The sequence below is a fragment of the Serratia proteamaculans genome, assembly GCF_008830365.1.
GTDB lineage: Bacteria > Pseudomonadota > Gammaproteobacteria > Enterobacterales > Enterobacteriaceae > Serratia > Serratia proteamaculans.
In genome coordinates this window covers 566,992-590,608 of the sequence record NZ_WBKI01000002.1, presented here as the reverse complement: position 1 = coordinate 590,608, position 23,617 = coordinate 566,992, and the positions used below count along the sequence as shown (strand labels likewise).

The following is a 23,617-nucleotide window of genomic DNA, read 5'->3' as shown; positions in this document are numbered from 1 at the left end:
ATGCTCAGTGCAGATTAAGGAAACATTAAGAAGCCGAAATTAATTATTGCCCGTTAATCCAGACCACCAGCATAAACGCCAGCAGGGTCATCGCCAGCGAGCCTGCCAGATTCAGCAGCATGTTGGTCAGCGCCCAGGCGAAGCGGCCATCCTGCAGTAAATACACCACCTCCAGAGAAAAGGTGGAAAAGGTGGTCAACCCGCCGCAGAAACCGGTGGTGATCAGCAACTTCCAGGTGGGATCCAGGTGTGTCATACGGGTGAAAATGGCGATAGCCAAACCAATAATAAAACCGCCCAGCAGATTCACCGCCAGCGTCCCCAGCGGGATGTGCGCGTTAAGCGGATTCATCTTCATGCTTATGGCCCAGCGAAGGACGCTACCCAAACCGCCGCCAATAAAAACTGCCAGTAAAGAACTCAACATGGTTGAAACTGCCTTTCATTAATTAGGGAGTCAAACTCAGAAAGGTTCAGGCGCAATGCTACGCACCTCTCTGAGAGGTTACGTAGACATCATCAGCCTGTGAAGGCGGTTATGGAGGAATGTCATCTCCGTCGATCGGCGCTGCTGTTTACCGCGCAGGCGGGATCTTACACCCGGTGCAGTCTGTTTTGTAGTATCAAAAGTGACGAGACAGCAGAAATTGTCACGCCTGGCCTCAGTGGCCGGGCACGGCCAGCTCCAGGCGGTTGCGACCGTTGTTCTTCGCCCGGTACAGCGCGTTATCGGCGGCTTTTAACCAGTCCAGATAGCCGTTCATATCGCCGTGATAATCCGCAATGCCGGCGCTGATGTTCAGTTTTAGCTGTGGCGCTTCGCGGAAAATAATGTCGTTTAGCCGTTCCTGAATACGCAACAGCGCAATGCTGGCCTGTTCGGCGCTGGTATTCGGCAACACGGCACCAAACTCGTCGCCGCCGTAGCGTCCGACAATATCCACGGCGCGCAGGCCGATTAGCAACTCCTCCGCCAGTACCGCCAGTGCCTCGTCACCCAGCGCATGGCCGAAGGTGTCGTTGATGGTTTTAAAGCGATCGATATCCATCAGGATCAGGGTCGCGCTGTGCTGATAGCGGCGACAGCTGTCAAATTGGTGATGCAGCAAATGTTCCCAATGGCGGCGGTTGTACAGCCCGGTCAGGCCATCACGCATACTGATACGCAGCAACTCCTGCTTTTTCTCCGCCAGGCGCTTGGCGGTGCGGTAGGTCACTAACCCCAATAGGGTCGGATAGAGATAGATCATGGGCAGACATAGATAAATCTGCAGCGGCGTGCTTTGTGGCTGAAAAGGGAAACTCAGCAGGGCGCTGATTGCCAGCGCGCTGACGGCTTGAACAATCAATCCTTTAAAGAACAAAGATTTGCCGGCGGAAGCGATATTGTTCATGCCCATCATCGACAGGATGACCACCGACGGTAAGGCATTGAAGGCCATTGTCGCCACCCACAGCCCACCGAAAAACGAATCGATCAGCAGGTTACGGATTTCAGCCTTAAAAGGCATGGTGGAACGGCGTGCCAATTGGTAGGCGAGGTGCGGCCAGATAAAACCGTGGAAAATCAGCAGCCCCCACAGCCAGGGGGCGGTCTGCTGTGAGGAGAGCACCGAGAACACGCAGATAAAACCGACCCCCAGGCCGACGATGCGTGGCAGGTAAGTGCGTCTGGCGAAGCTGAGGCCGGAACGTCTGGTATCAATGACTGATGGCGTATACATCCGGCAACTCCATAATGAGCAGAGGGACAGCGTACCATGCAGTTGGAAAACTCAGAATAGTCTGAATCGCGTGCGACGTATTTAACCTTGCTTATTGGCGCAGGATCTCACTCTGTTACATGTTGCTGTTGTTTTGGCACAGGGAAAGTAGGTAAATATCCTCAGGCAAGGTTTGTTTTCTCGCTGCGTCCGCAGCGCTATATGAATAAGAAGGTGAGTATGGAAGGGATCAGTATTACCAAACTTCTGGTGATTGCGGTGTTGATCGTTTTGCTGTTCGGTACCAGCAAACTGCGTACTTTGGGCGCTGATTTGGGTGCTGCACTGAAGGGCTTCAAAAAGGCAGTGGGCGATGACACGACTCCGTCAGCGGCAACCACCACGGCTGAAAGTCAGTCCAACCCGCAGAGCGTCGAAAAGAAAGACGTTTAATTTCGTCTTCTGCCAGGCAATAAAAAACGGATGCCGCATGGACATCCGTTTTTTGCCATTCCCGTCGTTGAAAACGTAACAAATAATTACTTCACTTCCATCCCTTTTGCCTGCAGGTCGGCATGGTAGGACGAACGGACAAACGGGCCGCAGGCGGCATGGGTGAAGCCCATCGCCATCGCTTCTTCTTTCATTTCATCGAATTCGGCCGGGCTGACGTAACGCTGTACCGGCAGGTGATGGCGGCTTGGTTGCAAGTACTGACCCAGGGTCAACATGGTGACGCCGTGGCGACGCAGATCGCGCATCACTTCAACGATTTCCGCATTGGTTTCCCCCAGGCCAACCATCAGGCCAGACTTGGTTGGAATGTGCGGATGCGCTTCTTTAAACCGCTCCAGCAGCTTCAATGACCACTCGTAGTTAGCGCCAGGGCGAACCTGACGGTAAACACGCGGTACGTTTTCCAGGTTGTGGTTGAACACATCCGGTGGTGTCTCGGTCAGGATTTCCAGTGCACGATCCATACGGCCGCGGAAGTCTGGCACCAGCGTTTCAATCTTGATGGTCGGGTTCTTGACGCGGATAGCCGCGATACAGTCGGCAAAGTGCTGGGCACCGCCGTCGCGCAGATCGTCGCGGTCAACCGAGGTGATCACCACATAACGCAGGCCCATATCGGCGATGGTCTGAGCCAGTTTTTCCGGCTCGTTGGCATCTGGCGCCACCGGGCGGCCGTGGGCCACGTCGCAGAACGGGCAGCGGCGGGTACAGATAGCGCCCAGGATCATAAAGGTGGCGGTACCGTGGTTGAAGCACTCAGACAGGTTCGGACAGGAAGCTTCTTCACACACCGAATGCAGACCGTTTTTACGCATTGCGGCTTTAATGCCTTGAATACGCGTAGAGTCGGCAGGGAGTTTGATTTTCATCCACTCGGGTTTACGTAACAGCTCCTGCCGTTCTGTGACCACCGTTTTTACCGGGATCAACGCCATTTTGTCTGCATCGCGGTATTTGACGCCGCGTTCCATCTGAATTGGTTTACTCATAATCGTGCAGGTTCCAGTTACGAAGCTCGACCTTCGGGTAGCCGAGTAAATGAACAAATTCCTGTACCAGGACTGGGTGTACGTCTTCTATGCCAACACTGGGCACCAGCGCGCTGACTTGCGCCATCTGCATACCGGCGTAACCGCAAGGGTTGATACGCTGGAAGGGGGTGAGATCCATGGCCACATTCAGGGCCAGGCCGTGGAATGAACTGCCTTTACGGATCCGCAAACCCAACGAACAGATTTTTTGCTCCCCCACATAAACACCGGGCGCATCCGGACGGGCACGCGATTCAATGTGAAAGTGGGCGAGGGTATTAATAACGGTATCTTCGATAGCCGTGACCAGTTGGCGAACGCCAACCTTGTTGCGTTTCAGATCGACCATCACATACATCACCTGCTGGCCCGGCCCGTGATAGGTCACCTGGCCACCGCGATCGCTCTGGATCACCGGAATATCGCCCGGCATCAACAGATGCTCCGCTTTCCCGGCCTGGCCCTGAGTAAACACGGGCTGATGCTGAACCAGCCACAGCTCATCGGGCGTGGTTTCGGTGCGGCGGTCGGTGAAGTTGTGCATGGCTTGGGATACAGGCTCATAGGGCTGCAACCCCAGCTGACGCAAAATGATCTTGTCTGGTTGCAAAAGAGTCATCGTCAGGTTACAGAAGTGGTGTCGCCATTATACCGGGCGCTCTGGCCGGCGACCAGCGTTTCACTGACCAAAAATGCGCAACCCGGGCAGAGAATGCTCTGTCCCGGGCTGAAATGCAGGGGTTTGTGCTGGAATTACAGCACCATGCGGACAATTTCAATGTTACCCAACTCATCATATAAGGTTTCCACCTGGTCGATATGGGTGGCGGTGATGGTGATGGACACGGAGTGGTAATTGCCTTTGCTGCTAGGTTTAACCTGCGGGTTGTAATCCCCGGGAGCATGGCGCTGCACCACTTCAACCACCTGGTCTACCAGCTCGGGTTGTGCCAGGCCCATTACTTTGTAGGTAAATGAGCAAGGGAATTCGAGCAGTTCGTTCAGTTTAGTTTTCATGTGCGCTCCAGAGTGCGGCTATCGATATAGCGATTCTATAAATTATAACTCCCGCCGGAGCGGGAGTTAATGTTAATCAGTATATGGGGGCGATTTCGCCCATTTCAACTGTTAACCGAACCAGTGGTGGAACATCAGTTTGATGTAATCCACGATACGGCTGAAGAAACCGCCTTCTTTCACTTCGTTCATCACCACCAGTGGGCGCTGATCGATGGTTTTGCCATCCAGCTGGAAGTTGATGCTGCCGACAACCTGGTTTTTTGCCAGTGGCGCATGAATTTCCGGGGTGTTCAGCACGTAGCTGGCCTTGAGATCTTTCATCCGGCCGCGTGGGATAGTCAGGTAAACGTCTTTGTCTACGCCCAGTTCTACGCGATCCGCATCGCCGAACCATACCGGCTCAGACGCAAACTCTTTGCCCACTTTCAAGGGCGCAACGGTTTCGAAGAAGCGGAAGCCCCAGGTCAGCAGTTTCTTGCTCTCGGTTTCACGGCCTTTATAAGTACGACCGCCCAGCACCGCAGAGATCAGACGCATCTGGCCTTCGGTGGCAGATGCGACCAGGTTGTAGCCTGCTGCATCGGTATGACCGGTTTTGATACCGTCGACGTTCAGGCTGGTATCCCACAGCAGACCGTTACGGTTCATCTGGCGGATATTGTTGAAGGTGAATTCTTTTTCTTTATAAATCGCGTACTCGTCCGGCACGTCGCGGATCAGCGCCTGGCCGATCAACGCCATATCGCGCGCCGAGCTGTACTGACCCTGTGCATCCAGGCCATGTACCGTCTGGAAGTGGGTGTTCTGCAGGCCCAGCTTGCTGACGTAGGTGTTCATCAGGTTAACGAAGGCGTCCTGGCTGCCGGCCACATAGTCGGCCATCGCCACACAGGCGTCGTTACCGGACTGCAGGTTGATACCGCGGGTCAGCTTGGAGACCGGCACGCGGTCGCCTGGCTTCAGGAACATCAGTGAAGAACCCTTGAATACCGGGTTGCCGGTTGCCCAGGCATCTTGTCCCACGGTAACCAGATCTTCCTGACCGATCTTGCCTGCTTTCAGCGCCTGGCCGATGACGTAACTGGTCATCATTTTGGTCAGGCTGGCAGGATCGCGGCGGGCGTCGGCGTTCATTTCCGCCAAAACTTTACCGGAGTTGTAATCAATCAGGACGTAGGCTTCCGCATCGATCTGCGGTACCCCTGGGATCATGGTTTTGATATTAACGTCATCGGCATGCGCAACGGAGGTTGCACTCATCGCGATAACGGTGCCGAGCGCTATGCTCTTGATTAAGCTGAAAGAGGTTACTTGTTTCATGATCGAGACTACAACATCCATGAGGGTAAAATTAAAAACGAGCCACACTATAACAGATGAGATCCCGGCAGGCATTAGCCAATCCTCTGACTAATCGCGCTTTATTGGCTTTAGCTGAAAGAAAATGTTTCAGCTATAGGAACGCTTATCAACCGCGTTCGCCTGCCGGAGAGTTGTTTTAAGGTGCGGCAGTGACAAAAGATTGTTGCTGCGCTTCGCTGGCCAAACGCTGCTGAAGTTCGGCAGCTTGCTGACGGCTGCTGAACGGGCCTAACTGCACGCGGTAAACGCTGCCGTTGGCGGCGACTTTGCCCGGTACGCCAAACTTTTGGCTCAGGCTTTGTTGCCAGCTTTGGGCGCGTTCGGCACTGCTCAATGCGCCAACCTGCACCACATAGCTGCCACCCGTAGAAGCATTGGCGGCGACGGCGGCGGTCGCTGCAACCGGTGCGGCAATGACGGCAGGTTCAGGTTCTGAGCCCTCCAGTACGCCGACCGGGACGGCGCTTGGCGCACCCAGGAAACCGCTACGGCTATTGCCGGCAGTGGTGGCCGGGGCGTTGTCGCCGGTGTTCAGGCTGCTGTTGTCAATCGGGTGTACTGCAGCACCGTTGGGAACCGGAACATCCTGTTGCATCGGGGTTCCCATGCTGCTGGCCCCGAGTTCCGGGCGTGCGGGCAGGGCATAGCTTTGTTTGGCGACGGTCGTTCCAATGGTACCTGGGCCGCTCAAAGTACCGTCCGGTGCCACGTTGATGAAATCAACCTTGACCTTGGTGTTGTTGGACAGGTTGAGGCGGTCGGCGACGGCTTTCGACAGATCGATAATGCGGCCCTGGGTGTACGGTCCGCGATCGTTAACCCGCACCACCAGTTGGCGGCCGTTGGCCAGGTTGGTCACACGCACGTAACTAGGGATTGGCAACGTCGGGTGTGCGGCCGTCAGGCCGTTAGGATCGAACTGTTCCCCCAGCGCGGTGGTGTTGCCCCGGGCTTCTTCACCATAGGAACTGGCCAGACCGGTCTGTGAGAAGTTCTGCGGATCTTTGACGATGCGGTAAGTGTCGCCATTAACCTTATAATCCTGCATGTTATTAGGGTTATAGGGTTCATATTGAGGCTCAACGCCACCGATTTCCACCACCGGCCCGTTATACGGCTGCTGCGGTGGTGCTTGCTGTTCCGTGGTCGGGGCGGTACAGGCGGAAAGCAATACCGCGACGACGCCGACCCAAAGCCATTCCTTACGCATTACTCACCCCTTATAAACTCTTGGACATCATTTTTCGATGCGTGTGGATCGACATGATAATGCCGAACCCAGCCATAAGCACAATCAGCGCCGAACCCCCGTAGCTGACCAGAGGCAAAGGTACGCCAACTACCGGCAAAATACCACTGACCATACCAATGTTAACAAACACATAAACGAACAAAATCAGCATCAGACCGCCGACCATGACCCGGCCGAAGGTGGTTTGTGCCTTGGCGGCGATCATCAGCCCGCGGATAATCACCAGCAGGTATAGCGCCAGTAACACCAGCACCCCGATCAGCCCCAGTTCTTCGGCCAATACCGCGAAGATAAAGTCGGTGTGACGTTCCGGCAGGAATTCCAACTGTGACTGGGTGCCGTGCAGCCAGCCTTTGCCGGACAGGCCGCCGGAGCCTATGGCGATTTTTGACTGAATAATATGGTAACCGGCACCAAGTGGGTCGGTTTCCGGATCGAGCAGCATCATGACGCGGTCGCGTTGATAGCCGTGCATCAGGAAGAACCACAGCACCGGGATAAAGGCCGCCAGCAGTACGGCGGCCACGGCGATCAACTTCCAGCTCATACCGGACAGGAACAGCACGAACAGGCCGGAGGCGGCGATCAGAATCGAAGTCCCCAGATCTGGCTGTGCGGCCACCAGTAAGGTCGGCAGGAAAATCAGCACCAGTGCAATGGCGGTATTCTTCAGCGAAGGTGGGCAGACGTCGCGGTTCATAAAGCGCGCCACCATCAGCGGCACGGCGATTTTAGCGATCTCGGACGGCTGGAAGCGCACAAAACCAAGATCCAGCCAGCGCTGTGCGCCTTTACTGATCTGCCCGAAAGCGTCCACTAAAATCAGCAGGATCACGCAGAAAATATATAAATACGGTGCCCAGCTTTCATAAACTCGCGGTGGGATCTGTGCCATCACGGCCATCACGATCAGCCCCATGACGATCTGGCCGATCTTGCGCTCCATCATGCCGATATCCTGACCGCTGGCGCTCCACATCACGAACGCGCTGTAGACCAGCAGGGCCAGAATTAATACCAGGAATGTGGGGTCGATATGGATTTTGGTCCAGATCGAGCCCTTTTGTTGGCTTTCAGTCATGTTCTACCTTAATCACCTTCTACACCAGGCGGCAGTGGGGCCGCGTCCGGTAATTGCGTATTGTTGTCGCCCAGCAAAATATGGTCGAGGATCTGACGAGTAATCGTCCCGACCGCCGGACCTGCGCCGCCGTTTTCCAGAATGATGGCGACCGAGACCGTCGGATTATCGTAAGGTGCGAAGGCCGTCATCAGTTTATGGTCACGCAGGTGCTCTGCGAGTTTGTGGGCGTTATAGGTTTCGTAACCGAATACCTGTGCGGTACCCGATTTCGCCGCGGCTTTGTATGGCGTACCTGCAAAGTACTTACGTGCCGTGCCGTTCGGACGGTTGGCCACGCCATACATGCCATCTTTGGCAATTTCCCAGAAGCCGGAATGAATATCGCCGATCTGCTTGCTTTCTTCCTGAATGAAAGGCACCAGCGCACCATTGATTCTGGTGCTCTGCAGCAGGTGCGGCGTTTTGACATTACCATCGTTAATCAGTGTGGTCAGTGCCTTGGCCATCTGGATCGGTGTTGCGGTCCAGTAGCCCTGGCCGATGCCCACAGGAATGGTGTCGCCCTGATACCAGGGCTTTTTATAGCGCTTGAATTTCCAGTCGCGGGTCGGCATCAGGCCGGAACGCTCTTCGGACAGATCAATGCCGGTATATTCGCCGTACCCGAACTTGGTCAGCCAGGTCGACAGGCGATCGATACCCATATCGTAGGCGACCTGATAGAAGAAGGTATCCGCTGACTCTTCCAGGGCTTTGGTGACGTTCAGGCGGCCGTGGCCCCACTTTTTCCAGTCACGGAAGCGTTTTTCCGAGCCGGGCAATTGCCACCAGCCGGGATCGAACAGGGTGGTATTTTTGGTGATCACCCCGGCGCTGAGAGCCGAGACGGAAATGTAGGGTTTCACCGTTGAGGCCGGTGGGTATAGCCCTTGAGTGGCGCGGTTAATCAACGGCCGGTTCGGATCGTTGAGCAGCCCCTGATAGTCTTTACTGGAGATGCCATCGACGAACAGGTTCGGATCATAGCTGGGGTTGGACACCATCGCCAGAATGCCGCCGGTGCGCGGATCGCTCACCACCACTGCCGCGCGGCTGCCGACCAGCAACTGCTCGATATAGCGTTGCAGGTTGAGATCCAGCGTCAGGTAAACGTCCTGACCGGCGGACGGGGGTTGTTCATGCAGTTGGCGGATCACCCGGCCGCGGTTGTTGACTTCAACCTCTTCGTAGCCGGTTTTGCCGTGCAGGGTATCTTCGTAATAACGTTCGATACCCAGCTTGCCGATATCGTGGGTGGCGGCGTAGTTGGCCAGCTTGCTCTCTTTATCCAGGCGTTCGACATCGCGGTCGTTGATCTTCGACACGTAGCCGATCACGTGGGTCAGGGCGGAGCCATACGGGTAGTAGCGACGCTGGTAGCCTTTGACCTCGACGCCGGGGAAGCGGAACTGGTTAACCGCAAACCGTGCTACCTGAACTTCATTCAGGGCGGTTTTCACCGGAATGGAGACGAAACGGCGCGAGCGCTTGCGCTCTTTCTCGAAGTTGGTGATGTCTTCGTCGGTCAGATCGACCACCGGACGCAGTGCCTGCAGCGTGGCCTTCAGGTCATCGACCTTCTCCGGCATCAGCTCCAGCTGATAAATGGTGCGGTTGAGCGCCAGCGGAGTGCCGTTGCGATCATAGATAATGCCGCGACTGGGCGCGATCGGCACCAGTTTGATGCGGTTTTCGTTGGAACGGGTGCGGTAATCCTCAAAGCGGACGATTTGTAGGTTATACAGATTGGCGATGAGGGTGCCGGTCAGCACCAGGATGACAAAGAACGCCACCAGGGCGCGGCGTACAAACAGGGCGGATTCAGCCGTATAGTCGCGAAAAGGGTTACGTTCTATTTTCATCCCGCTGCTTTATTTCACTCTGTCACGGTTACCACCGGCTATTCCCGGTGGTAAGGATGATTTGTTGTAATACTCCAGGCGCGATAGAGGCTTTCAGCCACCAGAACGCGCACTAAAGGATGCGGCAATGTCAACGGTGAGAGCGACCAACTTTGTTCTGCTGCGGCCTTGCACGCCGGTGCCAGCCCTTCCGGGCCGCCAATCAGCAGGCTGACGTTGCGGCCGTCCTGCTTCCAGCGTTCGAGCTGCTGTGCTAACTGCGGCGTTTCCCACGGCGTACCGGGGATATCCAGCGTGACAATGCGATTGCCTTTGCCTACCGCCGCCAGCATTTGTTCGCCTTCCTTTTCCAGAATGCGTTTGATATCGGCATTCTTGCCGCGCTTGCCCGCCGGGATTTCGGTCAGCTCAAACGGCATATCTTTCGGAAAGCGATGCAGATAATCCATAAAGCCGGTCTGCACCCAGTCTGGCATTTTAGTGCCGACCGCTACCAGTTGCAGTTTCACCGCTTAGCTCCAGAGTTTTTCCAGCTCGTACAGACGACGGCTTTCTTCTTGCATTACATGGACGATCACTTCACCCAGATCAACCACTATCCAGTCGGAAGCTTCCTGGCCTTTCATGCCAAACAGTTCCATGCCCGCAGAACGGGATTCTTGCACCAGATGGTTGGCGATCGACATCACGTGACGAGTAGAAGTACCGGTGCAGATGATCATGCAATCGGTGATGCTGGATTTACCCTGTACATCCAGAGCGATAATGTCTTGACCTTTCAGGTCATCAATTTTATCGATGACGAAATCTTGGAGCGCTTTACCTTGCAAAGGTTCCCCCTCGGGAGTGTTCTGTTCATTCGACTGCGGCGGGCAACTGCCCGTTTTGCGGCCTGAATCAATGATAAGTCGGCAGGATGCCGCTGAAAGCCAGCTGGTGACTGCCCGGCCAGCTAAGGTTTCCGGGGTTTTCAGCGAATACCTGAAAAATAGCGGCGCAGTATATCATGCGGCTCTCGCTAGCGATATAAACCCTGTAACTCGATATAGCGCTGTACCGAACGCGGCAACAGGTCGTCACAGTCGAGACCCAGGTGGCGGCGCTGGCGGATTTCCGTCGCTGAAATTTCCAGCTGCGGCGTATCGGCCAGGTAGATATAGCCCTGTGGTTGCAGGCTCAGCAGAGCGGCATCGGTCACCTGATGCTGTTCCAGCCACTGCTGCAGTTCCGGCGTGTCCATCCGGTCGTTGTAGCCAGGTCGCGCCAGCACTAGCAGGTGGCAGGTCTCCAGCAGCGATTGCCAGCGGTGCCATTTGTGCAACGTCAACAACGAGTCCTGGCCAATAATAAACGCCAGCGGCAATGCAGCGCCACGTTCTTTACGAATGGCTTCCAGCGTCTCTATGGTGTAGGACGGCGTGGTGCGGTGCAGTTCGCGATCGTCAACCGCAAACAGCGGGTTGCCGGCAATTGCCAGTTCAACCATTTTCAACCGTTGCTGAGCGTTAGCCTCGGGCTGAGGGCGGTGCGGGGGCACGTGGTTGGGCAGCAGTGTGACCCGGTTCAGGCCAACCTCGGCGGCCAGCGCTTCTACTGGCCGCAGATGGCCGTAATGGATCGGGTCAAAGGTGCCGCCAAACAGGGCGTGCAGGACGGTGGTGTCTTGCGGATTAGTGGGCATCTGAAAAACTCGTGGCCAGAGGTTTGCCGCACAGCAGCATCGACAGGGTTTCCAGTTCCGACCAGACCGACTGGCCGTAATCCTGCTTAAGGGTAATTTCAATCTGCGCTAGCAGATGAACCGCTTGCCGCAGCTGGGCTGCGGATAACCGTTGTAATGCCTGGGTGACCAGGTTACGGCGGTTTTGCCAGACCTTGTACTGGTCAAACAGCGTACGCAGCGGCACTGACGCCATGCGCCGCTGCAGGTTCAGTAACTGCAGCAATTCACGCTGCAGGGTGCGCAGCAGGATCACCGGTTCGACATCTTCCTGCTGCATCTGCTGTAGGATATGCCAGGCGCGCTTGCTTTTGCCCGCCAGCAGGGCGTCCAGCCAGTGGAATGGCGTGAAGTGCGCGGCGTCATTGACCGCCAGTTCAACGCGCGGCAGGGTAAGCTTGCCGTCCGGGTGCAGCAGCGACAACCGTTCCAGCGCCTGCGACAGCGCCAGCAGGTTGCCTTCGTAGCAATAACACATCAGTTGATTGGCTGCGTCGTCCAGTTCCAGCTTCATGGCTTTGGCGCGTTGCGCTACCCAGCGGGGTAACTGCGCCTGTTCCGGTGTCTGGCAACTGACGTAAGCGCCATGCGGGCTGAGTGCTTTGAACCAGGCGCTGTTTTCCTGCGCTTTGGTCAGGCGTGGCCCACGTAGCATCAGTAAAATGTCGTCATGCAGCAGAGCGGCCAGCTTGATCAGCTGTTCGCCGATTGGGGCGGTCGGCCCGTTATCGGGGAAGATCAGCAGCAGCGTCTGACGGCTGGCGAACAGGCTCATGGCCTGACAGATGCTGAAAATGGCGTCCCAGTCGGTATGGGCGTCGAGCGAAATGCTGTAGTGCTCGGTGAATTGCTGTTGCTGTGCCGTTTGGCGGATCAGATCCTGGCTTTCCTGCAACAGCAGCGGCTCATTGCCACTCAATAAATAACAAGCGCGCAGCCCCTCTCGGAGCTGCGCGGCAAGTTGTTCAGGGTAAATACGGATCATTGCTCGACGCGACTTGCCGCTTTTTCACCAGCGGCAGCAGCTTTCTGCTGAGTTTCTTCTTCCGCTGCGTGTACCGTCAGCAGTTTACGCACCAGTTGCTGGGCTGCCTGCTCACGCATTTCCTGGCGAATAATGTCCTGTTCGGAATCTTTTGCCAGTGCGGTCAGCGGGTTATCGAAGAACGAACGGAACACTTTCACGTTCAGCGGATACAGATCGTGACCCGGGATCAGCACCTGTGCCTGGACCGACAGTACCATCTGGTACTCAGCGGTTTTACCGTCCTGGAAGATCGAGGCGGTATCCTGGCTTTCAGTGGCGCCAATGATGCGCAGGGAAGGGAGATCCTTACGTTTTGCATCTTTGACAATGGTCACGTCGCTCAGACGTAATTGTTCACGCACCGAACGGGTCAGCGGACCATAAGGGTCTGAGCTGTCCAGAATCAGCGTTTTCATCTCCGAGGGTACCTGCGTGGTGCCACGCAGGTGAAAACCGCAGCCGGCGGTGACCAGCACCGCCAACCCCAGCAACAGCGTCAGAATACGTTGTCGCACAATTCCTCCTTGTGTTAACCCACAACCAGGTTAAGCAATTTGCCCGGAACATAGATCACTTTACGAACCGTAACCCCGTCCAGATATTTAGCGACCAGATGTTCCTCAGCGGCGCGCGCACGCACCTGTTCTTCGGTTGCATCGGCTGCCACAGTGATTTTAGCGCGAACCTTGCCGTTGACCTGTACCACCACCAGCTTGGAGTCTTCGACCATGGCTTGCTCGTCGGCTTGCGGCCAGGCTGCGGTATCCACATCGCCTTCACCGCCCAACGCCTGCCACAGTGAGAAGCACACGTGGGGGGTGAACGGATACAGCATGCGAACCACAGACAGCAGCGCTTCCTGCAGCAGGGCGCGATCTTGTTCGCTTTCTTGCGGTGCACGGGCCAGCTTGTTCATCAGTTCCATCACGGCGGCAATCGCGGTGTTGAAGGTCTGACGGCGGCCGATATCGTCGGTCACTTTGGCGATGGTTTTGTGCAGATCGCGGCGCAGTGCTTTCTGGTCTTCGGTCAGCGTTGCTACGTTCAGCGGCTGCACTGCCCCTTTCTCCAGGTGTTCGTAGGCCAGTTTCCAGACGCGTTTCAGGAAGCGGTTTGCCCCTTCTACGCCGGATTCTTGCCATTCCAGCGTCATTTCTGCCGGCGAGGCGAACATCATGAACAGACGCACGGTGTCTGCACCGTATTTCTCAACCATCACCTGTGGGTCGATGCCGTTGTTTTTCGACTTCGACATTTTGCTCATGCCAGCATAGACCAGTTCCCGACCTTGTGGATCGGTGGCTTTAATAATGCGGCCTTTGTCATCGCGCTCAACGGTGGCGTCGACTGGGGAAACCCAGACGCGTTCGCCGCTGTTGCCGCTGTAATAGAAGGCGTCAGCCAGTACCATGCCCTGACACAGCAGGCGTTTTGCCGGCTCGTCGGAATCGACCAGCCCCGCGTCACGCAGCAGCTTGTGGAAGAAGCGGAAGTACATCAGGTGCATGATGGCGTGTTCGATACCCCCAACATACTGATCCACCGGCAGCCAGTAGTTGGCGGCGGCGGGATCCAGCATGCCCTGGTCGTATTGCGGGCAGGTGTAGCGCGCGTAGTACCAGGAAGACTCCATAAAGGTGTCGAAGGTATCGGTTTCACGCAGCGCCGGCTGGCCGTTAACGGTGGTTTTCGCCCACTCGGGATCGGCCTTGATTGGGCTGGTAATGCCGTCCATCACCACGTCTTCCGGCAGGATCACCGGCAGTTGGTCTTCCGGGGTTGGCATTACGGTGCCGTCTTCCAGCGTGACCATTGGGATTGGTGCACCCCAGTAACGTTGGCGAGAAACACCCCAGTCACGCAGACGGTAGTTAACCTTGCGCTGGCCGACGCCTTTGGCGACCAGTTTATCGGCAATGGCGTTGAAACCGGCCTGGTGATCCAGCCCGTCAAATTCGCCGGAATTGAACAGCGCGCCTTTCTCGGTCATCGCTTCGGCTTGTACATCCGGTTGGCTGCCGTCGAGTGTGAGTACGACCGGCGTGATCGGCAAACCGTATTTGGTGGCGAACTCCCAGTCACGTTGGTCGTGAGCCGGAACCGCCATTACCGCGCCGGTGCCGTATTCCATCAGCACGAAGTTGGCGACCCAAATCGGCACTTGCTCACCGGATAGCGGGTGGATGGCGAACAGGCCGGTCGGCATGCCTTTCTTCTCCATCGTCGCCATTTCGGCTTCGGCCACTTTGGTGTTGCGGCATTCTTCGATAAATTCAGCCAGCGCCGGGTTGTTCACAGCGCCTTGTTGCGCCAACGGGTGACCCGCAGCGACGGCGACATAGGTGGCACCCATGAAGGTGTCTGGACGGGTGGTGTAAACGGTCAGTTTCTCTTCGCTGCCCGCCACGTCAAAGGTGATATCTACCCCTTCGGAACGGCCAATCCAGTTACGCTGCATGGTCTTCACCTGCTCTGGCCAGCTTTCAAGCGTATCCAGATCGTTCAGCAGTTGGTCGGCGTAAGCCGTGATTTTGATAAACCACTGTGGGATCTCTTTACGCTCTACCTTGGTGTCACAGCGCCAGCAGCAGCCGTCGATAACCTGTTCGTTGGCCAACACGGTCAGATCGTGTGGGCACCAGTTCACCGCAGAAGTCTTCTTGTAGACCATGCCTTTTTCGTACAGCTTGGTGAAGAACCACTGTTCCCAACGGTAGTAATCCGGATCGCAGGTGGCGATCTCTCGATCCCAGTCATAGCCGAAGCCCAGCAGTTTGAGCTGGTTCTTCATGTATTCGATGTTGTCGTAGGTCCACGGGGCCGGTGCGGTGTTGTTCTTGACCGCAGCGCCTTCCGCCGGCAGGCCGAACGCATCCCAGCCGATCGGCTGTAGTACGTTTTTACCCAGCATGCGCTGATAGCGCGAGATCACGTCGCCGATAGTGTAGTTACGAACGTGTCCCATGTGCAGACGGCCTGATGGGTATGGCAGCATGGATAGGCAGTAATACTTTTCCTTGCTCGCATCTTCGGTAACCTTGAAAGTTTGCTTCTCTTGCCAGTGAAGCTGTACGTTCGATTCTATGTCTTCTGGACGGTATTGCTCTTGCATGGCGGCTGGTGGTCCTGTAGGTGTAAAACAGCTACATCCGTAGCATTCTGTTGAGTACTTATAGATCCGCATAGCATAGCTGATAAGACCTCTCGGCAACAACACCAAGCGCCCGACTCGACGTATTTAAAAAATCCCCGCCATGATATGACTCACATCTTGAGGATCCCGTGCCTTGCCAAGTGACATCAGCAATTTACGGCTAAAATGATAAGGGATAGTTTATACCCTATAGCTTTCAGGCTGCAGCTTGAAATCTGCAGGGTATGGGAGGAAAGCCCTGTCACGTAAGTTCATCGAGGAGAGATTATGAACAAGGTTGCTCAGTACTACCGCGAATTGGTGGCATCTCTGACCGAACGCTTGAAAAATGGCGAACGTGATATTGACTCACTGGTCGCGAGCGCTGAAAAACGGCTGAACGAAGCGGGTGAGTTGACGCGCGATGAAGTGGAGCAGGTGACCCTGGCGGTACGGCGCGATCTGGAAGAGTTCGCTCGCAGCTATCAGGAAAGCCGGGAAGAATTTACCGACAGCGTTTTTATGCGGGTGATTAAAGAGAGCCTGTGGCAGGAACTGGCGGACATTACCGACAAAACCCAGTTGGAATGGCGCGAAGTGTTCAAGGACGTCAGCCATCATGGCGTTTACCACAGCGGTGAAGTGGTTGGGTTGGGGAATCTGGTGTGCGAGCAGTGTCACCATCATATGGCGTTTTACACGCCGGAAGTGCTGCCGCTGTGTCCGAAATGCGGCCATGACCAGTTTCAGCGTCGGCCTTTTGAACCTTAAGTTCTCCGCACCCTGGCCTTCTCCTGAGTGGAAAGGGCTGGGGCAGGGAGATCGTCATTAACCGAACAGCTTTTTCATCAGGTTACTGAGAAAACCGCCGCCAGTCGTGGCCGTTGCCCGTTCAGGCTCGCTTGTGAGGGCGGTGTATAGGGTTGCAGGGACTTTCTGTGCCACCGCGATACGGCTGTCTTGTGTCGCTTTTTCTGCCGCTTCCGGCCCGTAAGCAAATCCTTCCGCCAGCACGAATTCCACGTCCGTAATACCGATAAAGCCTAAGAAAAGCTTCAGATAAGGCGTGATCAGGTCGGTTGGCGTCTCAGCGTGGATACCGCCACGGCTGGAGATTACGATCGCTTTCTTGCCGGTGACCAGGCCTTCGGATCCTTCAGAGGTGTAACGGAAGGTTTGGCCGGCGCGTGCTATCAGGTCGAAGTAAATTTTCAACTGGGTCGGGATGTTAAAGTTGTACATCGGTGCGCTGATGATCAGGGTGTCATGCGATTTCAGTTCGGCAATCAGCTCATCGGAAAGCGCCAGCGTCTGTTGCTGATAGGGGGTTAAGGGTTTATCCCCAGCACTAAAACCGCCGATCACTTCACCGTTCAGTTCTGGCAGAGTGGGGGTGGCCAAATCGCGGAAGGTAAAGGTGTCACTTGGGTGCGCTTCTTGCCACTGTTGAACAAAAAAATCGACCAATTTTCCAGACTGGGAGTAATCGCCCAGAATACTTGATTTCAGGACCAGTATACGACTCATGCGGTTATCTCCAGGCTTGCTCTAGGGTGTCAGCGATGCTGTGCGTTTAACAGCATCTTAGAGGCAAGCCGGGATCAGTGATAGCGTAAAAATTCGCTGAGTTAAATCAAAAAAATTGAATGTTGGGGCGTATCTTGCGCCCCTGTGGGTCAGTAGCGTGCGATTCGTTCAGCCAGCAGATCGATAAACCCTTCACGATCGATACCGGTCAGTACTTCCACGTTGGCGGCTTTGCCAGTTTGCTGGAATACATCCACTACCGTCATGCCCTGGGTGTATTCCCCTTTGGTTTCCACCCCGACCCAGCGTTCGATACTGCTAAACAACTGAGGGGCCAGCAGCCAGGCGATGGTGCAGGGGTCGTGCATTGCGGCACCCGGTAACCCACGTGGGTGGCTGAGATACAGCGGCAGGTAGAAGTCGAGCATTTCGGCTACCGCCTGTGCCACCGGGTTGTCAATTTGGCGGATACGTTCGATATCTTGTGGTAGTACCAGAGCCTGGTGGGTGACGTTCAACCCGGCCATGGTCAAGGGCACGCCGGACTTCAGTACCATCTCGGCGGCTTCGGGATCGACAAAAATATTAAATTCCGCCACCGGGGTGGTATTACCGGCGTTCATACCACCGCCCATAAAGACGATGCGCTCGATGTTGCCTTTCAGTGCGGGGTGCTGGGCCAGCAGCAGGGCGATATTGGTCATGGGGCCAGTGACCACCAGAGTGATGGGTTCCGGGCTGCTGCGCAGCAGGCTGGCGATCAGTTCGACGGCGCTTTGTTTGACCGGTTTGATGGTGGGCGTTGGCAGATGGGTATTGCCCATGCCGGTTTTGCCATGCACATAGTCGGCAATCACCAGCTCACGCATCAGCGGGGCTGCGGCACCGGCGGCGACAGGGATGTCTTCACGCTTCATTAGCGTCAGCAGCCCGAGCGCGTTATGCAGGGTTTTCTCCGGCGTCTGGTTGCCGGCGGAGGTCGTAATGGCTTTCACTTCCAGTTCCGGTGAACTCAGTGCCATGGCGAGGGCAATGGCGTCGTCGAGGCCGGGATCGCAATCGATAATGATAGGGCGAGGCATGTGGATCTCCTTGTAGTTGTGTTCCGAGCATCGGATCAAAACCAGGGAGAAACAAGCGCTTTTAGTGCCGGTAAGGGGGAGGTGCGCCCCGAATGGAGCGCATCAGATAAATCAGTGCAGGATTTTTGCCAGGAAGTCTTTGGCGCGTTCAGACTCAGGGTTATTGAAGAAATCGTCTTTATTGCGGTCTTCGACAATTTTGCCTTCATCCATAAAGATCACCCGGTTAGCCACCTTGCGGGCAAAGCCCATTTCGTGGGTCACCACCATCATGGTCATGCCTTCGTTCGCCAGTTCGACCATGACGTCGAGCACTTCGTTGATCATTTCCGGATCGAGCGCTGAGGTTGGTTCATCGAACAGCATGGCGATAGGATCCATGCACAGCGCACGGGCGATAGCCACACGCTGCTGCTGGCCGCCGGAGAGCTGCCCGGGGAACTTGTTGGCGTGGGCGGTCAGGCCGACGCGCTCCAGCAACTTCAGGCCTTTCTCGCGGGAAGCGGTTTTATCACGCTTGAGCACTTTTACCTGGGCCAGCGTCAGGTTGTCGATGATCGACAGGTGCGGGAACAGCTCAAAGTGCTGGAACACCATGCCGACCTTGGAACGCAGCTGCGCCAGGTTGGTTTTCTTGTTGTTGACCGGGGTCCCGTTCACCAGGATATCGCCCTGCTGGATCGGCTCCAGGCCGTTGACGGTTTTGATCAGGGTAGATTTTCCCGAGCCTGAAGGACCGCAGACTACCACCACCTCACCTTTTTTGACTTCGGTGGTGCAATCGGTCAGAACCTGAAAGTGACCGTACCACTTAGAAACATTTTTCAGGGATATCATCAAACAGTCCTTTTCTTCAAATAGCTTACCAGCGCCGAGGCGGCGAGACTGATAACAAAGTAGACAAAGCCGGCGAACAGGATCATTTCAACCTGGGTGCCGTCGCGCTCGCCGATGGTTGAGGCGGTACGGAAGAAGTCAGCCAGGCTCAGTACGTAGACCAGAGAAGTATCCTGGAACAGTACGATGCCCTGGGTCAGCAGCAGTGGCACCATGGCGCGGAACGCCTGCGGCAAAATGACCAGCTTCATTGACTGCCAGTGGGTCATGCCCAGAGCCAGTGCGGCGGAAGACTGGCCGCGCGAGATGCTGATAATACCGGCACGGATAATTTCCGAGTAATAGGCCGCTTCAAACAGGGAAAAGGCTACCATAGCCGAGATCAGGCGAATATCGGTTTTCGGCGACAGCCCCAGAACTTGTTGTAATAAGCTTGGAACCACCAGATAGAACCACAGCAGTACCATCACCAGCGGCACTGAGCGGAACAGGTTGACGTACAAGGCGGCGAACCAGCTGATTGGCTTGATCGGCGACAAACGCATTACCGCCAAAATGGTGCCCCAAAGGATACCGAAGACGATGGCGGTCACGGTGATCTTCAGCGTGATGAACAGACCCTGCAGCAGATAAGGGAAGCTTGGGACAATCGATGCCCAGTCAAATTCGTACATTATTTACTCCCCATATTGCCGGGCAACTGCACTTTTCTCTCTACCAGCCGCATAAACAGCATGATCACGGCGTTGATGGCGATATAGGCCAGCGTAATCGCGGTAAAGGATTCATAGGCGTGCGCCGAGTAATCCAGCAATTTACCGGCCTGGGCAGCCATGTCGACCAGTCCGATGGTGGAAGCGATGGCGGAGTTTTTCACCAGGTTAAGCATTTCCGAGGTCATCGGCGGCACAATCACCCGGTAGGCGTTCGGCAACAGCACGTAGCGATAGGTTTGCGGCAGCGTCAGGCCCATGGCCAGTCCGGCGGCTCTCTGACCGCGTGGCAGTGACTGAATGGCAGCGCGTACCTGTTCGCACACGCGAGCGGCGGTGAACAGCCCGAGGCACAGCATCGAAGAAACGAAGAACTGCACGTTAGGATCGAGTTCGGTTTTGAACCACATGCCGATATTCACCGGCAGCAATTCAGGGATCACCAGATACCAGGTAAAGAATTGCACGATCAGCGGCACGTTACGGAAAAGTTCGACGTAACAGGTACCGAGGGTGGAAAGAAAGCGGTTAGGTACGGTACGCAAAATACCGAATAGCGAACCGACAAAGAAAGCGATAATCCATGCACAGACGGAGAGGGCCACCGTGACCTGAAAGCCGGACCAAATCCATCCGAGGTAGGTGGTATTCCCAAACGGGGCCTGCTGCAGGAAGATACCCCAGTTCCAATCTATTGACATAACAAACTCCGTTAAGCGGGCGCAGAGCGCCTAAAGATTGATGACTATTCAGCGCCAATGGCACCGCGGCCAGTCGGGCTGACTTATCTGTGCGGGCATCGGTGGTGCGTTATGGGGAAAATGCGGGAGGGGAACGACCTCCCGCATGCCTGTCTGTCCCAGTCATCAACAGAGCCAGGTTGGCCTGGCGCCTGTTTTATTAGTTCAGTGCTTTGTCGTTAGGCTCTTTGAACAGTTGCTTCATATCGTCTGACAGTTCGAAGTTCATGTTGAGGTTCTTCGGTGGGATAGGCTGTTTGAACCACTTATCAAACCATTTGGCCGCTTCACCTGAAGTCTGAGCCTGAGCGATAGTGTCATCGACCAGTTTTTTGAACTCAGGATCGTCTTTACGCAGCATACAGCCGTAGGCTTCTTTCGACTGTGGCGTGGCGATGATTTCCCATTGGTCCGGTTTCTTCGCTTTCGCGCGTTCACCTGCCAGCAGAGCGTCATCCATCATAAAGGCGACTGCGCGGCCGCTTTCCAGGGTGCGGAATGAATCACCGTGGTCTTTGGCGCTGATGATGCGCATGTTCATTTTGTTGCTGTCGTTCAGTTTATTCAGCAGGATTTCTGAGGTAGTACCGGATGTCACCACCACGGCTTTACCGGCCAGATCTTTGAAATCTTTGATGTCAGAGCCTTTTTTCACCAGCAGACGGGTACCGACCACGAAGATGGTGTCAGAGAAGGCGGCCTGTTTCTGGCGCTCAAGGTTGTTGGTGGTCGAGCCGCACTCGAAGTCAAAGGTGCCGTTTTGCAGCAGTGGAATACGGTTCTGCGAGGTGATCGGCAGCATTTTGACCTGCAGATCCGGAGCGTTCAGTTTTTTCTTAACCGCTTCAACGATTTGGTTGGAGTAGTCCTGGGAGTAACCCACAACTTTCTGCTGGTTGTCGTAGTAGGAGAACGGCACTGACGATTCGCGGTGGCCGACAACGATCACGCCGTTGTCTTTGATTTTCTTCAGCGTACCGGTCAGTTCTTCCGCATGGGCTACGTTAGCCGCCATACCGATCAGCAGTAACGATAACGCCAATTTACGCATTTGCATGGTCCAACTCCTTTGCTGTTGTGGTAGCTCAAATTCAAAGAGCATCAGATTCTAAATGGAGATTTATTGCTCAAGTATAAAGATAGTCCTAGAACAGATAACCGTTAGAAAATAGCCGATTGTGAACGAATTGAAACTAAAATGTTTCATTTTTTGAGACGCCGCGCGCACCAAATTAATGCAACAAAATATCAATGCACCCTTATGGTGCCAGTGATGCTCTCAGGTTGTGCACAGATGCGACGAAACGTCAGCAAAAGTAAATCGGTTCTAAATCACGGAGTAATTAAAGCAAGGAGTGTGCCAGAAGCATTGATTTGGCAATGATTTTGGACAGGTGGGGGAAACAGCGGGGCGCGCGGATGGCAACGCCCCGGGGGATTATTTACGACGCAGGCCGAGGACCAGCGCCAGACCGCCGAGCAGCAGGGTGATGATCCACAATGGTGTGGCGCCAAAGCGGGCATAAGGGGTAATGCCGGTGGTTGGGGTCATTTTCACCTCCAGCACCTTGCGAGTGAACTGCGGGATCTCTGCAATCACTTCACCGTTGGCGTCGACGGCGGCAGTCACACCGTTGTTGGTGCTGCGCAACAGGGGTCTGCCCAACTCCAGTGCACGCATGCGCGCCATCTGGAAGTGCTGCCACGGGCCGATGGAATGGCCAAACCAGGCGTCGTTGGAGATGGTCAGCAGGAAGTTGGTGTCCGGGCGGAAGTTATCGCGCACCTGCTGGCCGAGGACAATTTCATAACAAATCGCCGCCGTCAGGTTATAGCCCTTCACGCTGAGCTGTGGCTGGACGTAATCGCCGCGGCTGAATGAGGACATCGGCAGGTCGAAGAAGGGTGCAAGTGGCCGCAGCAGCGTTTCCATCGGCACAAATTCGCCGAACGGCACCAGGTGGTGCTTGTTATAGCGGTCTTTGGCCGGATAAGTGTATGGTGTCGGTTCACCCAGCACGATGGCACTGTTGTAAATTTGCTGGCCCTGTGGGGTGGCGCGGACGTCAACAATGCCGGTGATCAGGCTGCTGTTTTTGGCTCGCATCAGGTCGTCCATCATGGTCAGGAAACCGTTCTGGCTGGCTTCGTAATCCGGGATGGCAGATTCCGGCCAAATGATGATCGGCGCTTTGCCCATATAAGGACGGGTTTCATCCAGATAGGTTTGCAGCGTACTGACCAGCGCTTTGGGATCCCACTTCATCGATTGAGCGATATTACCCTGCACCATGGCGACGTTGACCGCCTTGTCCGGCTGTGGGGTATACCAATGCAACTGGCGCAGCGGCCACGGCAACAGCAGTAGGGCGACAGCCACCACTGCCGGCGTAATGCGGCGTTGATTGATGGCGTAAACCAACAGCCCGGCGATCGCCATCAACATAAAGGTAATGGTATCCACCCCCAGCAGCGGCGCCATGCCTTTCAGCGGGCCGTTGAGCTGGCTGTAGCCGAACTGCAACCAAGGGAAACCGGTCAGCACCCAGCCGCGCAGAAACTCAGTAACCTGCCACAGCACCGGTGCGGCAATCGCCAGACGGTACCAACTGGTGGTAGGCCAAAGGCGTGCCAGCAAGCCGGCGAACAGCCCGGTATACAGTGATAGATAGGCGGCGAGCAGCGCCACCAGGAAAATATTGACGGAGAACGGCATGCCCCCGAAGTCGGCAATGCTGACGTAAACCCAGTTGATCCCGGTACCGAACAGGCCGAAACCCCAGCAGAAGCCGAGCAGAGCAGATTGTTTGGTGGTGCGATTGAGGGTAACGGCCAACAGGCCGAACAGGGAGACAATGGCCGCCGGCCAGATATCGTAAGGAGAAAACGCCAGCGTGCCGCTGGCACCAGTCAACAGCGCCAGCAGGGCGCGAACCCACTGGCGATCAAGGTAAGAGGCTTTAGCCATG

At 55.6% G+C, this 23,617-nt stretch carries 24 protein-coding genes and 1 riboswitch; of the genes, 2 read left to right on the top strand and 22 right to left on the bottom strand.

Translation table 11 applies throughout. From position 1 onward, the window contains the following. Window positions 1–43 precede the first annotated feature (43 nt). The gene (gene crcB / locus F8R23_RS11815) at window positions 44–427 is read right to left on the bottom strand and encodes a fluoride efflux transporter CrcB (protein WP_099065404.1); all 384 of its coding nucleotides are present in this window, start codon (window positions 425–427) and stop codon (window positions 44–46) included. A 76-nt stretch (window positions 428–503) separates the two neighbouring features. Further along, window positions 504–566: riboswitch (Fluoride riboswitch) on the bottom strand. Window positions 567–662: 96 nt separating this feature from the next. After that, window positions 663–1,724, bottom strand: coding sequence for a diguanylate cyclase (locus F8R23_RS11810; protein WP_129935824.1), 1,062 nt, complete (start codon window positions 1,722–1,724; stop codon window positions 663–665). 219 nt (window positions 1,725–1,943) lie between these two features. Here F8R23_RS11810 and tatA point away from each other — a divergent pair, with 219 nt between their 5' ends. Continuing rightward, on the top strand, window positions 1,944–2,156 hold the full coding sequence (gene tatA / locus F8R23_RS11805; protein WP_129935822.1) for a Sec-independent protein translocase subunit TatA: 213 nt from the start codon (window positions 1,944–1,946) through the stop codon (window positions 2,154–2,156). Between the two features lie 86 nt (window positions 2,157–2,242). Here the strand turns inward: tatA and lipA are convergent, their stop codons facing one another. From lipA to leuS, 13 genes are all read right to left on the bottom strand, one after another. After that, complete coding sequence (lipA, locus tag F8R23_RS11800) at window positions 2,243–3,208, bottom strand: lipoyl synthase (protein WP_062869912.1); 966 nt, start codon at window positions 3,206–3,208, stop codon at window positions 2,243–2,245. Beyond that, window positions 3,201–3,869 carry a lipoyl(octanoyl) transferase LipB gene (gene lipB, locus F8R23_RS11795; RefSeq protein WP_165366372.1) on the bottom strand — a complete coding sequence of 223 codons (669 nt, stop codon included), beginning with the start codon at window positions 3,867–3,869 and terminating at the stop codon, window positions 3,201–3,203. Before lipB ends, lipA begins: the two co-directional genes overlap by 8 nt. Window positions 3,870–4,003: 134 nt before the next feature. After that, window positions 4,004–4,267 (bottom strand): DUF493 family protein YbeD, encoded by a 264-nt coding sequence (gene ybeD / locus F8R23_RS11790; RefSeq protein WP_009636895.1) that lies wholly within the window; start codon window positions 4,265–4,267, stop codon window positions 4,004–4,006. 111 nt (window positions 4,268–4,378) lie between these two features. Beyond that, window positions 4,379–5,590, bottom strand: coding sequence for a D-alanyl-D-alanine carboxypeptidase DacA (dacA, locus tag F8R23_RS11785; RefSeq protein ID WP_099065407.1), 1,212 nt, complete (start codon window positions 5,588–5,590; stop codon window positions 4,379–4,381). A 178-nt stretch (window positions 5,591–5,768) separates the two neighbouring features. After that, window positions 5,769–6,842: an endolytic peptidoglycan transglycosylase RlpA gene (gene rlpA, locus F8R23_RS11780; protein WP_112350032.1), complete on the bottom strand. Its 1,074-nt coding sequence runs from the start codon at window positions 6,840–6,842 to the stop codon at window positions 5,769–5,771. 10 nt (window positions 6,843–6,852) lie between these two features. Next, a complete protein-coding gene (gene mrdB / locus F8R23_RS11775; protein ID WP_099065409.1) occupies window positions 6,853–7,965 on the bottom strand; it encodes a peptidoglycan glycosyltransferase MrdB in 1,113 nt (370 codons plus the stop codon). A gap of 8 nt (window positions 7,966–7,973) precedes the next feature. Beyond that, a complete protein-coding gene (gene mrdA / locus F8R23_RS11770; RefSeq protein WP_099065410.1) occupies window positions 7,974–9,869 on the bottom strand; it encodes a peptidoglycan DD-transpeptidase MrdA in 1,896 nt (631 codons plus the stop codon). 38 nt (window positions 9,870–9,907) lie between these two features. After that, window positions 9,908–10,378 (bottom strand): 23S rRNA (pseudouridine(1915)-N(3))-methyltransferase RlmH, encoded by a 471-nt coding sequence (gene rlmH / locus F8R23_RS11765; RefSeq protein ID WP_004949595.1) that lies wholly within the window; start codon window positions 10,376–10,378, stop codon window positions 9,908–9,910. Window positions 10,379–10,381: 3 nt separating this feature from the next. Then, window positions 10,382–10,699, bottom strand: coding sequence for a ribosome silencing factor (rsfS, locus tag F8R23_RS11760; RefSeq protein WP_085115571.1), 318 nt, complete (start codon window positions 10,697–10,699; stop codon window positions 10,382–10,384). Window positions 10,700–10,887: 188 nt separating this feature from the next. Continuing rightward, a complete protein-coding gene (gene nadD, locus F8R23_RS11755) occupies window positions 10,888–11,550 on the bottom strand; it encodes a nicotinate-nucleotide adenylyltransferase (RefSeq protein WP_112350033.1) in 663 nt (220 codons plus the stop codon). Further along, a complete protein-coding gene (holA, locus tag F8R23_RS11750) occupies window positions 11,540–12,574 on the bottom strand; it encodes a DNA polymerase III subunit delta (RefSeq protein ID WP_099065412.1) in 1,035 nt (344 codons plus the stop codon). Before holA ends, nadD begins: the two co-directional genes overlap by 11 nt. Beyond that, on the bottom strand, window positions 12,571–13,131 hold the full coding sequence (gene lptE / locus F8R23_RS11745) for an LPS assembly lipoprotein LptE (RefSeq protein ID WP_112350034.1): 561 nt from the start codon (window positions 13,129–13,131) through the stop codon (window positions 12,571–12,573). The genes holA and lptE overlap by 4 nt, the downstream gene beginning before the upstream one ends. 14 nt (window positions 13,132–13,145) lie before the next feature. Next, window positions 13,146–15,728 (bottom strand): leucine--tRNA ligase, encoded by a 2,583-nt coding sequence (gene leuS, locus F8R23_RS11740; RefSeq protein WP_129935816.1) that lies wholly within the window; start codon window positions 15,726–15,728, stop codon window positions 13,146–13,148. Between the two features lie 309 nt (window positions 15,729–16,037). Between leuS and F8R23_RS11735 the strand changes: the two genes are divergently transcribed. Beyond that, the gene (locus F8R23_RS11735) at window positions 16,038–16,520 is read left to right on the top strand and encodes a zinc ribbon-containing protein (protein ID WP_085115576.1); all 483 of its coding nucleotides are present in this window, start codon (window positions 16,038–16,040) and stop codon (window positions 16,518–16,520) included. A gap of 57 nt (window positions 16,521–16,577) precedes the next feature. Here the strand turns inward: F8R23_RS11735 and F8R23_RS11730 are convergent, their stop codons facing one another. The 7 genes from F8R23_RS11730 to lnt all read right to left on the bottom strand — a co-directional run bounded on the left by F8R23_RS11730 (window position 16,578) and on the right by lnt (window position 23,616). Further along, complete coding sequence (locus F8R23_RS11730; RefSeq protein WP_129935814.1) at window positions 16,578–17,276, bottom strand: FMN-dependent NADH-azoreductase; 699 nt, start codon at window positions 17,274–17,276, stop codon at window positions 16,578–16,580. Between the two features lie 149 nt (window positions 17,277–17,425). Further along, window positions 17,426–18,358, bottom strand: coding sequence for a pyrimidine-specific ribonucleoside hydrolase RihA (gene rihA / locus F8R23_RS11725; protein ID WP_129938579.1), 933 nt, complete (start codon window positions 18,356–18,358; stop codon window positions 17,426–17,428). A 111-nt stretch (window positions 18,359–18,469) separates the two neighbouring features. Continuing rightward, the gene (locus F8R23_RS11720; protein ID WP_129935810.1) at window positions 18,470–19,195 is read right to left on the bottom strand and encodes an amino acid ABC transporter ATP-binding protein; all 726 of its coding nucleotides are present in this window, start codon (window positions 19,193–19,195) and stop codon (window positions 18,470–18,472) included. Then, on the bottom strand, window positions 19,195–19,869 hold the full coding sequence (gene gltK / locus F8R23_RS11715; RefSeq protein WP_085115580.1) for a glutamate/aspartate ABC transporter permease GltK: 675 nt from the start codon (window positions 19,867–19,869) through the stop codon (window positions 19,195–19,197). The genes F8R23_RS11720 and gltK overlap by 1 nt, the downstream gene beginning before the upstream one ends. Further along, window positions 19,869–20,609 carry an amino acid ABC transporter permease gene (locus F8R23_RS11710; RefSeq protein WP_099065420.1) on the bottom strand — a complete coding sequence of 247 codons (741 nt, stop codon included), beginning with the start codon at window positions 20,607–20,609 and terminating at the stop codon, window positions 19,869–19,871. The genes gltK and F8R23_RS11710 overlap by 1 nt, the downstream gene beginning before the upstream one ends. 199 nt (window positions 20,610–20,808) lie before the next feature. Then, window positions 20,809–21,705 carry an amino acid ABC transporter substrate-binding protein gene (locus F8R23_RS11705; RefSeq protein WP_151415652.1) on the bottom strand — a complete coding sequence of 299 codons (897 nt, stop codon included), beginning with the start codon at window positions 21,703–21,705 and terminating at the stop codon, window positions 20,809–20,811. Between the two features lie 381 nt (window positions 21,706–22,086). After that, window positions 22,087–23,616 (bottom strand): apolipoprotein N-acyltransferase, encoded by a 1,530-nt coding sequence (gene lnt, locus F8R23_RS11700; RefSeq protein ID WP_129938578.1) that lies wholly within the window; start codon window positions 23,614–23,616, stop codon window positions 22,087–22,089. Window position 23,617 lies beyond the last annotated feature (1 nt).

Coding starts and splice junctions, on each gene's coding strand:
- crcB (WP_099065404.1), bottom strand. CDS start 427: ATGTTGAGTTCTTTACTGGCAGTTTTTATTGGCGGCGGTTTGGGTAGC.
- F8R23_RS11810 (WP_129935824.1), bottom strand. CDS start 1,724: ATGTATACGCCATCAGTCATTGATACCAGACGTTCCGGCCTCAGCTTC.
- tatA (WP_129935822.1), top strand. CDS start 1,944: ATGGAAGGGATCAGTATTACCAAACTTCTGGTGATTGCGGTGTTGATC.
- lipA (WP_062869912.1), bottom strand. CDS start 3,208: ATGAGTAAACCAATTCAGATGGAACGCGGCGTCAAATACCGCGATGCA.
- lipB (WP_165366372.1), bottom strand. CDS start 3,869: ATGACTCTTTTGCAACCAGACAAGATCATTTTGCGTCAGCTGGGGTTG.
- ybeD (WP_009636895.1), bottom strand. CDS start 4,267: ATGAAAACTAAACTGAACGAACTGCTCGAATTCCCTTGCTCATTTACC.
- dacA (WP_099065407.1), bottom strand. CDS start 5,590: ATGAAACAAGTAACCTCTTTCAGCTTAATCAAGAGCATAGCGCTCGGC.
- rlpA (WP_112350032.1), bottom strand. CDS start 6,842: ATGCGTAAGGAATGGCTTTGGGTCGGCGTCGTCGCGGTATTGCTTTCC.
- mrdB (WP_099065409.1), bottom strand. CDS start 7,965: ATGACTGAAAGCCAACAAAAGGGCTCGATCTGGACCAAAATCCATATC.
- mrdA (WP_099065410.1), bottom strand. CDS start 9,869: ATGAAAATAGAACGTAACCCTTTTCGCGACTATACGGCTGAATCCGCC.
- nadD (WP_112350033.1), bottom strand. CDS start 11,550: ATGCCCACTAATCCGCAAGACACCACCGTCCTGCACGCCCTGTTTGGC.
- holA (WP_099065412.1), bottom strand. CDS start 12,574: ATGATCCGTATTTACCCTGAACAACTTGCCGCGCAGCTCCGAGAGGGG.
- leuS (WP_129935816.1), bottom strand. CDS start 15,728: ATGCAAGAGCAATACCGTCCAGAAGACATAGAATCGAACGTACAGCTT.
- F8R23_RS11735 (WP_085115576.1), top strand. CDS start 16,038: ATGAACAAGGTTGCTCAGTACTACCGCGAATTGGTGGCATCTCTGACC.
- F8R23_RS11730 (WP_129935814.1), bottom strand. CDS start 17,276: ATGAGTCGTATACTGGTCCTGAAATCAAGTATTCTGGGCGATTACTCC.
- rihA (WP_129938579.1), bottom strand. CDS start 18,358: ATGCCTCGCCCTATCATTATCGATTGCGATCCCGGCCTCGACGACGCC.
- F8R23_RS11720 (WP_129935810.1), bottom strand. CDS start 19,195: ATGATATCCCTGAAAAATGTTTCTAAGTGGTACGGTCACTTTCAGGTT.
- gltK (WP_085115580.1), bottom strand. CDS start 19,869: ATGTACGAATTTGACTGGGCATCGATTGTCCCAAGCTTCCCTTATCTG.
- F8R23_RS11710 (WP_099065420.1), bottom strand. CDS start 20,609: ATGTCAATAGATTGGAACTGGGGTATCTTCCTGCAGCAGGCCCCGTTT.
- F8R23_RS11705 (WP_151415652.1), bottom strand. CDS start 21,705: ATGCAAATGCGTAAATTGGCGTTATCGTTACTGCTGATCGGTATGGCG.
- lnt (WP_129938578.1), bottom strand. CDS start 23,616: ATGGCTAAAGCCTCTTACCTTGATCGCCAGTGGGTTCGCGCCCTGCTG.